This window comes from Johannesbaptistia floridana, assembly GCF_057440575.1.
Genome location: NZ_JALKVM010000218.1, coordinates 1 through 13,751, shown reverse-complemented (window position 1 = coordinate 13,751; position 13,751 = coordinate 1). Strand labels below are relative to the sequence as shown.

11 protein-coding genes are annotated in these 13,751 nt (G+C 35.0%); 8 read left to right on the top strand and 3 right to left on the bottom strand.

Annotated elements, in window-relative coordinates; translation table 11 throughout:
- Positions 1 to 71: 71 nt before the first annotated feature.
- Together MW688_RS14245 and MW688_RS14240 are read right to left on the bottom strand one after the other, a co-directional pair.
- A complete protein-coding gene (locus tag MW688_RS14245) occupies positions 72 to 1,484 on the bottom strand; it encodes a Pvc16 family protein (RefSeq protein ID WP_486736680.1) in 1,413 nt (470 codons plus the stop codon).
- A 30-nt stretch (positions 1,485 to 1,514) separates the two neighbouring features.
- Positions 1,515 to 2,264, bottom strand: a complete 750-nt coding sequence (locus MW688_RS14240) for a helix-turn-helix transcriptional regulator (protein ID WP_486736679.1) — start codon at positions 2,262 to 2,264, stop codon at positions 1,515 to 1,517.
- A 195-nt stretch (positions 2,265 to 2,459) separates the two neighbouring features.
- Between MW688_RS14240 and MW688_RS14235 the strand changes: the two genes are divergently transcribed.
- The 8 genes from MW688_RS14235 to MW688_RS14200 all read left to right on the top strand — a co-directional run bounded on the left by MW688_RS14235 (position 2,460) and on the right by MW688_RS14200 (position 11,651).
- Positions 2,460 to 4,220 (top strand): phage tail sheath family protein, encoded by a 1,761-nt coding sequence (locus tag MW688_RS14235; protein WP_486736678.1) that lies wholly within the window; start codon positions 2,460 to 2,462, stop codon positions 4,218 to 4,220.
- Positions 4,221 to 4,361: 141 nt separating this feature from the next.
- Entirely contained in the window at positions 4,362 to 4,826 is a 465-nt protein-coding gene (locus MW688_RS14230) for a phage tail protein (RefSeq protein ID WP_486736677.1), read from the top strand.
- Positions 4,827 to 4,960: 134 nt separating this feature from the next.
- On the top strand, positions 4,961 to 5,434 hold the full coding sequence (locus MW688_RS14225) for a phage tail protein (protein WP_486736676.1): 474 nt from the start codon (positions 4,961 to 4,963) through the stop codon (positions 5,432 to 5,434).
- A 32-nt stretch (positions 5,435 to 5,466) separates the two neighbouring features.
- The gene (locus MW688_RS14220; protein ID WP_486736675.1) at positions 5,467 to 5,757 is read left to right on the top strand and encodes a hypothetical protein; all 291 of its coding nucleotides are present in this window, start codon (positions 5,467 to 5,469) and stop codon (positions 5,755 to 5,757) included.
- A 13-nt stretch (positions 5,758 to 5,770) separates the two neighbouring features.
- On the top strand, positions 5,771 to 6,151 hold the full coding sequence (locus tag MW688_RS14215; protein ID WP_486736674.1) for a phage tail assembly protein: 381 nt from the start codon (positions 5,771 to 5,773) through the stop codon (positions 6,149 to 6,151).
- Positions 6,094 to 6,315, top strand: coding sequence for a DUF6760 family protein (locus MW688_RS14210; protein WP_486736673.1), 222 nt, complete (start codon positions 6,094 to 6,096; stop codon positions 6,313 to 6,315). Before MW688_RS14215 ends, MW688_RS14210 begins: the two co-directional genes overlap by 58 nt.
- A 263-nt stretch (positions 6,316 to 6,578) precedes the next feature.
- Entirely contained in the window at positions 6,579 to 11,057 is a 4,479-nt protein-coding gene (locus tag MW688_RS14205; RefSeq protein ID WP_486736672.1) for an eCIS core domain-containing protein, read from the top strand.
- Between the two features lie 3 nt (positions 11,058 to 11,060).
- On the top strand, positions 11,061 to 11,651 hold the full coding sequence (locus tag MW688_RS14200; protein WP_486736671.1) for a hypothetical protein: 591 nt from the start codon (positions 11,061 to 11,063) through the stop codon (positions 11,649 to 11,651).
- A 126-nt stretch (positions 11,652 to 11,777) separates the two neighbouring features.
- Here MW688_RS14200 and MW688_RS14195 read toward each other — a convergent pair whose 3' ends face one another.
- Entirely contained in the window at positions 11,778 to 13,325 is a 1,548-nt protein-coding gene (locus MW688_RS14195) for a TolC family protein (protein ID WP_486736670.1), read from the bottom strand.
- Positions 13,326 to 13,751 lie beyond the last annotated feature (426 nt).

Genomic DNA, 13,751 nt, shown 5'->3' with positions numbered 1-13,751 from the left:
GCATTCTACATTACCCTTACACCAGCAACTTTTGGGCTTTGGTGCAAGATCTGAGTATAGCTATCCTCAATTTATTCTAGAATCTCAAGTGAGACCATACTTTCGTTACTCCCTGAAGGCTTTATAGTTTCGTATTGATCTACTTTTAATCGCACAAAATATTTTCCTGGCCTAACTTTGGTAAAATCTTTATTTTCCCTTTGCCTCTCAGTATTATCTTCTGAATAGGTATTAAAAAGATATATCCAAGAGTTTATTCCTGGTCTTTTAAACAAGGATATTGACAGTTGATTCTCATGTCTCTCCGTCATTTCTAAAGTTTTAGTGGGAAACTCAAACTCTTCTTGATTACTAGAATAATTTAAATAGCGATCAAGCAGTAAATAAGTTTTTTGTGCTGGTTCAATAGTTGGAATAGTTGTTACAGAAATATTTAGTTTATTAGCATCTGTTGCTGCAATCTGGGTACTAATTGCTGTTATCTTGGGAATTAAAATAAAATTGAACTGATTAGAAATAGCTGTAACTTCGGTTGGATAATTAATAAAATAAATAGATAATTTATGTTCTTGAGCTTTTAAATTAATATTAACCTCTTCAGTTAAAAACTTACTTAAATCTATAATTATCTTATCTCTACTGAGGTATTTGCGTATTTTTCTAGATTCTTGCTCAGGAATTAAACTATTTATATCAACAGCTTCAAACTCATTAATCTTAATTTTTGTTAGATCTGGATAACCCAATAAGTTACTACCATGAATCTCAATTAGACTATCTGCATATACATAAACAGGTGCATCAGGAGATTTGGCAGCCATTTTCTGTAACTCTCGATTCTGACAGACAATTTTACTAATTCTGGGTATATTGGGAGAAACTTGTGGCACAACTTCCGTAACTCGTGGTAACCTGGTGGGGAGATCATCACTCTCTACTAAAACAGCACTAACCTGATAGGCAACCGAAAGTAGATAAGGTGTTTGAAAAAATATAGACCAAATTTTAGATAAATCCTCCGTCGATAAAACCAAAGGCATGATTTTAATTGTTTCTACTTGGTCTTCCAAATTAGAACCCTGTAAACTATTTTGATAAAGAGAATTATTAATAGTCTTACGAATATCTTCTTGCTTTAACTCTGCTTCCTGATGAAAAGTACTCGTTACTAATCCTAACAAACTTTGAGGTTCTAAAGATGCCTCATTACCATAGAAGCTAAATATATAATTCAGTTCTAAGGCGATTTGTGGACGTTTAATTAATTGACCTACACTTTTGCGTGGTAAATCTCCGCTACGCCAGTGAAGTGGTGCTGTACGATATAAAAAAATATTAATTCCTAAATTTTTAGTAGGTTCTTCAACTTGATCTGGTCTCAGGGTGGTGATTGAAGGTTGTCTTCCAGTTCTTTCCCAAATTTTATCTTCTAAGATAGTTTTTAAAGTGGCGGTTACTGTGGCAATAGCTAAATAATTACTCATAAATTAAATTATTACTCTTCAAATTGTTTATCAAAATAATTTTTGTTGTTGTTTAGATAAAAGATAACTAATTAATTCTTGGCGCGTTTTAACTCCAAGTTTGTAGTAAATAGAAGTTAGATGAGCTTTAACTGTAGATACTGTAATATATAGATTCTGCGCTATTTTTTCATTATTATAACCTTGAAGCAGTTGCTCAACAATTTCTTTTTCTCTAAAAGTTAAATGAAAATATTTTAAAAGATTTTGTATTTGTTTAAACCCTAGATTATCAATTAAATTAAAATTAATAATCCACAGAAAATATTTAAGGTAATTATCAATAGTAGTAAGTTGTCGAGTTTGATAAAAATTATTTATATACATATATAACAACTGTTTTAATTCTAAATTAATCAATTCGTTGATATCTTGTTTAATAGTTTTTGTCTGACTATAAAATATTAGTATATAAAATGAACTAATTTTAGATTGATTATATTCTAATTGTACTAATTGTTTATGTAATAAACTACTATAGAAATCTTTGTATATATCAGTTAATTCTACTAATTGATTAACTTGTGTTGGTATATTAAGATAATTTGCATCATAATTAAAGATAATTTGATATTTTGACTGGCTTAGTTTTTTTTCTAGTAAGTAAAACACTAAGTTATTTAAATTTTCTGTTTGAGAAAAATTTTGCAGTTCAGAAATTAGTACCTGCTCATAAACTTTACTAATTTTCGGTTCCTCAATAATTTTGACATTCATAATTATTACGAGACTAAGTCTCATGAAATCTTTTATCTTCTTAATTATTAACCTTAATCAAGAAAACCTGTAAGTTTTTAGTATTTTCTTAAGTTTTAACAAAACTTCGTATTAATTAATAAAAATAAATACAGTAGAATTATAGACTTTAGTCTAATTTTCTTAAAAGCAGATAAAGTATATCTTTAACCATAAGATAATAACAGAGATAATCATATTATGCCTAGACTAGACTATTTTGCTCCAGGTGTCTATGTAGAAGAAGTTCCCGGGGGTAGTCGCCCGATAGAAGGAGTTCCTACAAATATAGCTGGTTTTGTAGGTTTTACCGAAGATATCAGAAATGGGGCTAAAAAAAATCAACCAATACTAGTTACTAGTTGGAATCAATATTTAGAATATTTTGCGCGTCCTCAATCTACTGGCTTTACTCAATTTAAAGCCTATTTACCATTTTCTGTGTATGGATTTTTTCTTAATGGTGGTGGACGTTGTTGGGTAGTTAGCCTAGGGACAGGACTACCCAAACCACGTAAACAAATTGAAGGGGAAATAAGCAGTATTTCGGAAAATATCCCTAGATTAGAAGCTAGAAACCAAAAAGCTGGTAGCTTTGGTGCTTTAAGCATAAATGCTCTCAACTTTGAATTTAAGGATGATGCTTCTTTTGAAACAAAAGAAAATGGTTTAGTTATTGAAATTGAAAATAGTCCTAATCAAAATTGGCAGGGTAGTGGTATAGATAGGGCAGAACTATTTAGTATCATTATCAAAAGTGGGGAAGAAATTATTGAATCTCATGATTATCTAAGTATGAATCCAGCAGTAAGTACTATTGTTGCTGAATATGAAACTGAAGCTAGATTCTTGCGATTGCCGAAGGTTTGCTACGTAGAGACGAAAATTAGTGATGATTCTGAATATATCAGGGTTACAGATCAAAATAATAGTTTTCTCAATCCTCTGACCAAAAGACCCCACAATGGTAGATATGAATTAAAACCCCTAGAAATTTTACCCGTACAAGAAACTCTTGCAACTGATATTCAGGGCAATGCTGGCTCAGAATCAGAATCTACAGGAATTCAAGCTCTTTTTGACCTTGACGAAATCAATATTATTACTTGTCCTGATTTATGGACACTATATGAGCTTATCCCAGATGAAGCAGAAGAAATCATCAAAGGGGTAATTAGCATCATGATTGGCTTGTGTGAGGGTTCTATTAGTGGAGATATTCCCAATCCTCCCAATAGAATGATAGTAATTGATACTCCACCTCCAAATAAATGCCGTAAACCCCAGCAGGTAAAACAATGGTTGGACAATTTAAAACAGCGATCAATGTTTGCAGCATTGTACTATCCCTGGGTTAAAGTGCCTAATCCCGCCGCAGGAGGTAGACCAACTTTTGTACCTCCTGGGGGTCATGTGATGGGTGTTTGGGCACGAACAGACGAACAAAGAGGTGTTTATAAAGCCCCTGCTAATGAACCACTCCGTGGGATTACAGATTTAGCTTATGAGACAAATTTCCGGGAACAAGAACTATTAAATCCATTGGGAATTAACTGTATACGTTCTTTTCCTAATCGCGGTATGCTTATTTGGGGAGCAAGAACTTTAGTAGAACCAGATAAAACCGAATGGCGATATATCAGTGTCCGCCGTCTCATTAGTTATATCGAAAAGTCTATCGAGTTAGGGACTCAATGGGCTGTATTTGAACCTAATGACGAAGATTTGTGGGCACGTATTAGTCGAGCGGTTAGTAACTTTTTAGAAAGATTGTGGCGAGAGGGAGCCTTATTTGGTGCAACTCCAGAACAAGCCTTTTTTGTTAAATGTGATGCTGAGTTGAACACACCAGAAACAATGATTCTGGGCCGATTGTATATAGAAGTGGGAGTTTCTCCCGTTCGTCCCGCAGAATTTGTTATCTTTAGAATTTCTCAGAAAAATTCTAGTGATGGAGCTTAAAATACTATAGCAATTCTTAGTTATCTGTTGATTGATCGCGTATCTGCGGTCATTTATGGCCCCAAATTTTAAATCCGGGGAACGGATAACCTAAATCACAGTTACTATCATTTTTTCAAGTAAATCAAGGAAGGTAAAAACATGGCAGAAGAGCAACTATTGGTTAATTGTCGGTTCTATTTTGAAGCAGATGGAATCACAGATAAAATGATCCTAGAAGTTAGTGGTCTCACAAGTGAAACTCCCGCCGCGGGAGGAGATAAAGTGTTAGGTTCTGGCAAAAATGCTGTGAATCTGCGTCAAGCAACACCTACACAAGTTAAATTTTCTCCTGTAGTGGTTAAAGTTGTCGCCACTAATAATAAAGATCTTTATGATTGGTATGAAAAATGTAATAAAAACCAAGGTGGAGCTTCTGAGTGGTCTTCTAATCGAAAAGGTGCTTCGGTGGTTATTTATGACCAATCTAGTTCAGAACAAGCCCGTTGGAATTTAGTTAATTCTTATCCTACTAAGTATGAAGGACCAAAATTAGAAGCCGGTTCTAATGATGTAGCTAATGAAACTATAACTTTGGTTCATGAAGGTTTGACCAGAGTCAAGTAATTACTCTCACTTGACTCTTGTCAATCTATCTGTAAATAAATTTACTTCCCAAAATTAAACTTTGGGAATTTATTTATTTTTTACTTTAAAATATCCTAACTATTTTTTGTACTACTAGAGAATAAATGCAATAAATGATACCAGAAATTCTCACAGCATCTAAATTTTATCTAGAATTAAAATTAGAAGGCAGCCAAGATGCCGTTGATGGAATCTTTATGGAGTGTAAAGGATTTCAATCTACTCAAGAAGTAATTGAATTTAAAGAAGTTTTTCCAGAAAAATGGAACAAGGCGGCTAAGGGTTTGATTGTTTCTACAAAAATTCCTGGGAATCTCAAAGTCAACAATATCACTCTCAAAAGAGGTCTAATTTCTTCTAAGACTTTATGGAATTGGTTTGATAAAGTACAAACTGGTAGCTGGCATAATCCGAAACAATCAGGGATTTTAAGCATCTATAATCAAGGGGGAAAAATGCAAGCACAGTTTGAGTTTCTCAATGCTTGGCCTACTAGATATAGTATTTCTGATCTTAATGCTTCTAGCAATGATTTTGCAATAGAAGAATTAGAATTGGCTTGTGAATCTTTTAAAAGAATACAATAATTATTTTTTCTGGTTATTTGAAGTTAACATATATGCTCCAAACTGAATATGAATTTACTCTTCCTAAAGGGTACCAAGATTCTGAAGGTAATCTACATCGCCAAGGAGTTATGCGCTTATCACTGGCAATTGATGAAATAGCGCCTATGAAAGATCCTCGTGTAAAAAGTAATCCTGCCTATGCTACCATACTTATTCTGTCTCGGGTAATTGTTAAATTGGGAACTCTTGACTCGGTTACTCCCAATATTGTAGAAGAGTTTTTTACTTGTGATCTCAACTTTCTACAGGACTTTTATCGAGAAATTAATCAAATTAAATAATAATTCTATAACTATGCCTAAAAAAAAAGATTTACAAACAGAATTTGCTTTTACTTTACCTATAGGCTTGATTGATAACCAAGGAAGGCTACAGCGTCAGGGATTAATGCGTTTAGCTACCGCAAAAGATGAGATAATCGTAAATCAAGAATCCCTAGGACGAGATAATCAAGCTTACGATATTTTAGTATATTTATCACAAGTTATTTTGCGTCTTGGTAATCTGGTTAATGTTACACCAAAACAACTAGAAAATTTATATCTTTTGGATTTGAGATATTTAACAGAGTTTTACAATCGGATTAATCAGCATCGGCAGGCACACATACCCGTAGAATGTCCTCATTGTCAAAATCAATTTTCTGTGGAATTTGCTCTCTCGGCAAAGTCTTAAGCTACCCTTCATCTCAGCTTTATGAAGAGGTAGCTTATATTGCTTATCATTTTCACTGGGAACGTCATAGTATTTTAGATCTAGAACACTTTGAACGACAAACATGGGTGGGTGAGATTGGCAAAATTAACCAAAAAATCTCACAGAGGGATGAAGAATTGTAAAAACCAGATTTGGTCTTAAATTGATTTTTTAGTCAAGTTTTATCCCTTGTAGGTTGGGTTGACGCGAGGAAACCCAACAAATCATGGAGAACAACCGTTATATATATTTTATACTTTAAGTGGTTAAAGCCACAGAAGCGATCGCCTTTTTTCTGCCATCCCAAAGTAATTCCTCTGACCCACCCTAGGCTATGTTAAAATCAGATAAACAAAGCTAGGTTGGGCTACTGTTTGCAAAAAACCATGAGGGTAAAACTGTAATCATGGGAGAATTTTCCCCAGAGCATTCAGCTACAAAAAAGCAATCTCATCCAGTCTCGATTAATCATTTACCACAAGAACTCCCTTTTACTTTATCAAGGGAATCAGAGTCAAAATCTCCGATGACTATGGAGCAATTACAAGCAAAACGAGAATGGCATGAGAAATATGGCTTTGATTTGACTCGCCCCAAAGTACAAACTCAACAAACCATAGCAAAATCATTGCCAAAACAAAGTGAAACTGAACCAGAAACTGAACCAGAAGAAGAGGAATTACAAACAAAACCCCTTCTTGACTCTCAAAATTCACTAGTGCAAAAACAAGAAATCCTCGAAGAAGAAGAATCCGTACAGACAAAATCAGACAGAAATCAACAAGAATCAGTTCTAAGGAAGGAACAATTACAAGCAAAAAAAGAATGGCATCAAAAATACGGCTATGATTTAACTAACACACTCCTGCAAACTAAACTAACAATAAGTAAACCAGGAGATAAATATGAGCAAGAAGCAGACAAAGTAGCCGCCACAGTAGTAGAAAAAATCAATCAACCTACTCAAACTAAATCAGTACAACAAAAACCGATATTAGAAGAAGATGAACAAGCAATACAAATGCGTTCTACTTCGACTCAAGAGTCAGAAAGTGGAGAAATAACCTCAGAATTCGAGTCATCTTTACAACAGGGGAGAAATGGTGGTGAAGCCTTACCCTCATCTACTCTTAAATCTATGGAAGGAGCTTTTGAAGCTGATTTTAGTGGAGTTAGAGTTCATCATGATAGTCAAGCAGATAGTTTAAATAGTTCTATTCAAGCACGTGCTTTTACTACAGGAAAAGATATCTTTTTTCGTCAGGGGGAATATAATCCCACAAATAAGCAAGGGCAAGAATTATTAGCCCATGAGTTAACCCATGTGGTGCAGCAAAATGGGAATAATGTTCAGCCTAAAATGAACAATACCAGTAATCAAAATCAGTCTCAAGAGTCTGAAAAACAAATCAACCCAGGAGATAAAACTGTAGATAAAACTCAAGAATTAGAAAACCAATCAGAATCACCAAAAACCCAAGAAAAACAAGCAATAACTTCTCAAGAGAGTATAAGTACCTCCAATCCAGCCGCCGAAACTCCAACAGAAAAAGAACAAGTATCTCAACAAGCATCTAATGAGGAAGTAGAAGCAGCAACTGAGACTGTAGAAACTGAAACAAAAGAAAGCAAGATTAGTGAAGCAAAAGCCCCAACGTCTCCAGAAGAAGACCCAAGCTTCCAAGCAGTAATAGAAACTGTAAAAAAAGTTGCCCAAAAAGAAAAACAACATCAACCCGCCATAACCAAAGCCAATGAAGCTCAAGCTGCTGCGATCGCACCCGTTAATGAAGTAGAAAGTAAAGGACAAGCTAATCAAATAAGTGAGATGGAAGAGGCGGAAACGCCTGGATTTGATCAGGCACAGTTCAAAGCTCAATTAATGAAACGCATTGCCGAAATGACTCCTAAAACCCTAGAAGAGGCAGATAAATTTAAAGAGAATAATCAATTAGAGTCAGTAAAAAGTGAACTAAGTGGCAATGTAACAGAAAAAAAAGAAGAAAATAAACAACCACTAGCAGAAAAAAGCCAAGAAACACCAGATACTAGTAGCATTGAAGCAAAACCAGTAACCCCATTACCTCCAACTCAACCAGGAGTACTATCATCTAATATAGGTGCAGAAAAAGCAGTACCTAAACCAAAGAGTAAGAGTGAGGTAGAAACGCCCCTACAAGAAAACAGTCAGCAATTAGAACAGCAAATGGCTGAGAGTAATGTAACAGAGGAACAGTTAGCAAAATCCAATGAACCACAGTTTAAGGCAGCCCTGACAGCAAAACAAGAAGTAAACACTAACGCCAATCAAGTATCCTTCGCGTACCGTCAATCAGAAAGAACTCAATTATCTCAAGCACAAGCAGAAGCAGTAGCGACAGGGGCAGAAAGACTTCAAGGAATGCACGGCGATCGCCATCAACTCCTCAGTCAAGTGGTGGGTAGGCAAGAAGAAACTAAAAGCCAAGATGAACAGTCTAGAGCTAAAATAGCTGGTGATATTCAAGAAATTTACAATAATACTAAAACTCAGGTCGAAACTATACTTAGTGGTTTAGACCAAAAGGTAGAAACAACTTTTGATACAGGTGCAAATCAAGCAAAGCAGCTGTTTGAGGATTATGTTGAGCAAGAGATGAGAGCCTATAAGGACAAGCGCTACAGTGGAGTTGAAGGAGCATACAATTGGACTAGAGATTTATTCTTGTCTTTACCTTCAGAGGTAAACAAATTTTATCAAGAAGGAAAGCAAGTTTACCTGAATAAAATGGATGTGGTTATTAATCAGGTAGTGGATATTGTAGCCAATGAACTATCAAGAGCCAAAAAAGAAGTGGCTAATGGTAGAAATAAGCTGCAAAACTACCTTAATCAATTGCCTGTTGAATTAAAAACAATCGGTCAAGCAGCCGCATCAGAGATTCAAAGTGATTTTGAATCCTTGGAAGAAAGTATTAATAGCAAACAAAGTGAATTGATTGATAAACTAGCTCAAAAGTATCAAGAGAATTTACAGGCGGTTGATGCTCGCATAGAAGAAATGAAAGCCGCTAATCAAGGTCTAGTTGACAAAGCGACAAACTTGGTTACAGGAGTGATTGAGACCATTGATAGGCTAAAAAATACCCTAATGAGGGCATTAGCAAAAGCAGGTGATGTGGTTAATACTATTATTCAAGACCCGATCGCCTTTTTGGGTAACCTTATCGATGGTCTCAAACAAGGTTTTGATAATTTTAGTGGTAATATTGAAGCTCACCTCCAAACAGGGTTAATTACTTGGCTGACAGGAACCATGGGCTCTCTAGGAATTCAAATACCTAATGATATCTTTAGTTTAAAAGGGATCTTTAATTTAGTTATCCAAATCCTGGGGTTGACTTGGGATTATATCCGCAGAAAAGCAGTAAAACTATTTGGTGAACCAGTGGTGGCGGCAATAGAAAAAGGTTCAGAAATCTTTCAAGCATTGAGTCAAGGTCCAGAGGGGCTTTGGGAATACGTCAAAGAGCAATTTAACGATTTGAAAGAAACAGTAATTGCTGCTATTAAGGATATGGTGATAACTCAGGTAATTACCGCAGGAGTTAAATGGATTGTGGGTTTATTGAATCCCGCCGGAGCTTTTATTAAGGCAGCAATGGCAATCTATGACATTATCATGTTCTTTGTTGAGCGTGCAGCTCAAATTGTAGACCTTATTAATGCAGTGGTAGAGGCGGTAGCAGCGATCGCTAGAGGTAGTATTGCGGGTGCGGCCACCTTAGTAGAAAATGCCCTAGGGAAAGCAATTCCCTTAGTAATTGGTTTATTAGCGGCTTTATTGGGTGTTAGTGGTTTGGGTAAAAAAGTACAAAATATTGTTAATAAAGTTCGCGATAGGATTGATAAGGCGATTGATCAAGTATTAATTAAAGCCAAGAAAGCGGCGAAAAAATTAGTTAAAAAAGGAAAAACAACAGCACAAAAAGTTGGTAAAGCTGCTAAAAATTATTTAAATAAATTACTGGGAAGCAAAACAGGATTTACAACCAATACGGGAGAATCTCATTCTCTATATTATCAAAATGAAGGAGGAAAGATCGTATTATTTATTGCTAGTTCTCCTAAATCAATTGAAGAGTTTTTGGATTTTTATGAAGCTAATTATCAAGAAGATTATCAAGCCAAATCTAAAGTTGTTAATTCAATAAAAAATATCAACAAAAATATTAAAAATTTAATGATTCAACTAGAAAAAGCTAAAACGGATAAAAAGAAAAACAGTTTACTCAAAGAACTTTTGAATAAAAAGGTAGAACTATCTCAAAAGTTTAAAACTTTGTTAAGTAAAAATACAGAAGTTGGAAAAATAATTGACAGTTACTTACTTGAAGGGTTAACAGGTACTTATTCAAGTATTCCTAAAGCTAAAAGTGATATGTTAACACCAGATCATCAACCGCAAGCATCAATATTAGAATGGGCAGCACAACAAAGATTTTTTGGTAAAACAAGTAAAATGGTGCGTAGAGCTACGAGTAGAGCAAGTCAAGGATATGCAATTAATTTATATGATACTAGACATGTAGCGGGTAGAACTTATGGAGGTAAGGGTACAAACACGAAAAATGAATTTATTGACAAAGTTAAACAAAATATACAAGGAATACGTGATCCACAAAAGAAAAGAGATATAACAGTAGATTTAATTAAAAATGAGTTACAATTAGATGTAAAAGAAATGAAAGAAGTAATTAATCAAAAGGATAGTTGGTCTGATATTAGGGCTTTAGAAATTTCTAAAAAAGAACAAGATGAATTAATTAAAACTATTAAAGGTAATATTGAACAAGGAGAAAATGAACTTCTTAATCAAGATTTAGATAGTCTTAAGGAAAAATAAACAATGAGTAGCAATTTAAATTTTCAATCAAATTCTTTATCAACTTTCTTAACATTTTTACGAGATTATCCTGGTGATTTCATAGATTTGGAAGTGATAACAAATGCTCAAAATAAATTAAGTCAATTACTATCTAATACTGTAGAGCCCTATTTGATTCCTATTGGAGAACATGGTTCAGGATCGTTAATTTGTTCTTGGAGATATGAAGATGAAATTCCTATTAATCAATTACCGATTGTTTGGTTAGATAGTGAAGGCAGTCCTAATAGTGTTTTCGCTTTAAACCCTGAGGATTTTTTGTCTTTATTACCTTATGATACTGGTGGCGTCTATGACATTATTAGTAGTTGGGAATATTATAATTCTGAACCAGAAAACTATACCTGTCCACTAGATATATATAATTCGTCTATTTTAGATTCTTTGATTCAAATATGTAAAGAGAATCACCCTGATTATGACCAGTTTGTAGATTGGCTGAATCATAAATTGAATATTAAAATTTGTGAGAATCCAGCAAAATTAATTGGAGAAGCTATGAAAAAATCTCCTAACTTGGATCGTTGGCTAAAAGAAAAAGGAGTTAGCTAAAAACGTTGACTTTAAACCGACATTCCGCACATTCGTATAAAATGTCTTGATAACACAAAAGTTTTGAAAAAACACGCCTTGACTGTGTAACTAGAATTTTTGGTCAAGGCGATACTTCTATTTCATCTATCTAAATTGGAATAAACGATCATCTGGAAAATTACTAACGGCTCTTTCTAACTCATTGAGAGATTGATTGTACCCAATTACCGCTTGTAAGAAATTACCTCGCGCCTCGGTTAAATCCCTTTGGGCATCAATAACTTCAGTTTGGGTCCCTACCCCAGCTTGGAAGCGTAAACGAGCTAATCTTAGTCTTTCTACAGCCGTGACTACAGCTTGTTGAGCAGTATCAATATTATCTTTGTTGGCAATTAAATCATAGTAAGCTGATTCTACTTGAAGACGTATTTGATTACGTTGCTGGGCAAATTGAGTCTCAGCAATTTCAATATCATCTTCAGCCTGACGCGCCCTAGCAATCGCTCTCCCTCCATCAAAAAGACGCCAACGTAGTCTACCTCCAAAAGCATAACCATCAGCAACGGAAATAGGATCACTTAAATCACTGTCTAAAAAATTATAGTTAGCAAATATGGTGAATTGGGGTCGAATTTCCGATAGAGCAATTTGTTTGTTTTGTTCTCCAATTTCTCTTTCTAGAAGAAATCTTTCTAATTCAGCTCGATTTTTATAGGCTAAGACAATACTCTCATCTAGAGATAATACCCAGTCTTGTGCAGGTTCAATTTCATCTGCCGCAGAAAACTCGACTGTCTGAGTTAAGCTTAATGTTTCTGCTAATTGTCTTCTAGCTGTACGTTGCTCAGCAATCGCTCTCGTTAACCCTTGACTGGCATTGGCTAAATCTACCTCTGCTTGCAGAACATCAAATCTCGTCCCTAACCCCGCTGTTTCTCGTAATTGAGCATCTCTTAAACTTTGTGTCGCATCTTCTACCGCCGCTTGGGCGATCGCCACTTGGGCATCGGCATTTTGTAACTCATAGTAATTACTTGTAATGTCAAAGCGCACATCTTCTTGTATACTTTCAACATTTAGTTGTTCTGAGCGTACTCTACGTTTCTCCCGTTTAATAGTTGCACCGCGACTACCTCCTGTATAGACATTATAAGCTAGTTCTAATTGACCATCTAAAGAGAAAGTTGTGGGGTCTGCTGTTTGTTGCTTTAGAAATATTGGATCTACTTCTGTGATAGAACCATCCGGGTTTAACCCTAATTCTAACTCTCTATTTCTTACTTCTACGTTAGCACTGTTAACATATTGAAAGTTAAAATCTAGATCTAAAATTGGATAGAGTCCTGCTGTAGCTTCTCGTAACTGCTTCTGGGCTTGGTTTAATTGTAATCTTGCTAATTCTAACTCCTTATTATTACGAAAGCCAATTTCTAAAGCGGATTCTAAACTAATGGGTACTATTGCTTCTACATTTACTTCCTCCGGTTTGGTAGGAAAAAGCAGAGGATTAATAGCCGGATTAATTTCTTCTTGTATAATCTCTTCTTGTAAATCTCCCTCTAATGATTCTCTTGGTGTTTGTGTTTGTAAATCTGATTGACTAAAACTAGGGGTTTTTTGGATAATTTCTGTTGCTGCTAGTATTGATATAGTTACAACAGTTACATTTAGTAGTTTATAAAACTTTAACATTGGTTTCCGTTCTTTACTCCTTTCTTCTTGCTGATTTTAACGAAAATTTTCCCCGAATCAAATAAAATAGAATTTTCTCTGTATTTAATATTACTGTATTATGTGCTTAATCGCCCGGCGAATAGGGGGAGAGGGGGAGCAGGGAGAGGGGGAGCACCGGAGCTTCTGAGCACCGGAGCTTCTGAGCAGGGAGAGGGGGAGACTCATATCAAAGCACCAAAACAAAAGTACAGAAATTGGCCAACAGGCTCCGAATCAATTTTTAAGCGTTTTGCATTAATTCTTTAACTCATTACTTCAAGACTTCAAGACTTCTTACTTTAAGACTTCAAGACTTCAAGACTTCAAAACTCATTACTCATTATTCATCCACCTCATATCTTGCACCAGAACTTATGTACTAAATTAACCTCAGAAAAAGTTCAT

What these genes read in the sequence shown, in the direction of transcription:
- MW688_RS14245 (WP_486736680.1), bottom strand. Translation starts at nt 1,484, where the DNA reads ATGAGTAATTATTTAGCTATTGCCACAGTAACCGCCACTTTAAAAACT.
- MW688_RS14230 (WP_486736677.1), top strand. Translation starts at nt 4,362, where the DNA reads ATGGCAGAAGAGCAACTATTGGTTAATTGTCGGTTCTATTTTGAAGCA.
- MW688_RS14215 (WP_486736674.1), top strand. Translation starts at nt 5,771, where the DNA reads ATGCCTAAAAAAAAAGATTTACAAACAGAATTTGCTTTTACTTTACCT.
- MW688_RS14195 (WP_486736670.1), bottom strand. Translation starts at nt 13,325, where the DNA reads ATGTTAAAGTTTTATAAACTACTAAATGTAACTGTTGTAACTATATCA.
- MW688_RS14235 (WP_486736678.1), top strand. Translation starts at nt 2,460, where the DNA reads ATGCCTAGACTAGACTATTTTGCTCCAGGTGTCTATGTAGAAGAAGTT.
- MW688_RS14240 (WP_486736679.1), bottom strand. Translation starts at nt 2,264, where the DNA reads ATGAGACTTAGTCTCGTAATAATTATGAATGTCAAAATTATTGAGGAA.
- MW688_RS14210 (WP_486736673.1), top strand. Translation starts at nt 6,094, where the DNA reads ATGTCCTCATTGTCAAAATCAATTTTCTGTGGAATTTGCTCTCTCGGC.
- MW688_RS14225 (WP_486736676.1), top strand. Translation starts at nt 4,961, where the DNA reads ATGATACCAGAAATTCTCACAGCATCTAAATTTTATCTAGAATTAAAA.
- MW688_RS14205 (WP_486736672.1), top strand. Translation starts at nt 6,579, where the DNA reads ATGGGAGAATTTTCCCCAGAGCATTCAGCTACAAAAAAGCAATCTCAT.
- MW688_RS14200 (WP_486736671.1), top strand. Translation starts at nt 11,061, where the DNA reads ATGAGTAGCAATTTAAATTTTCAATCAAATTCTTTATCAACTTTCTTA.
- MW688_RS14220 (WP_486736675.1), top strand. Translation starts at nt 5,467, where the DNA reads ATGCTCCAAACTGAATATGAATTTACTCTTCCTAAAGGGTACCAAGAT.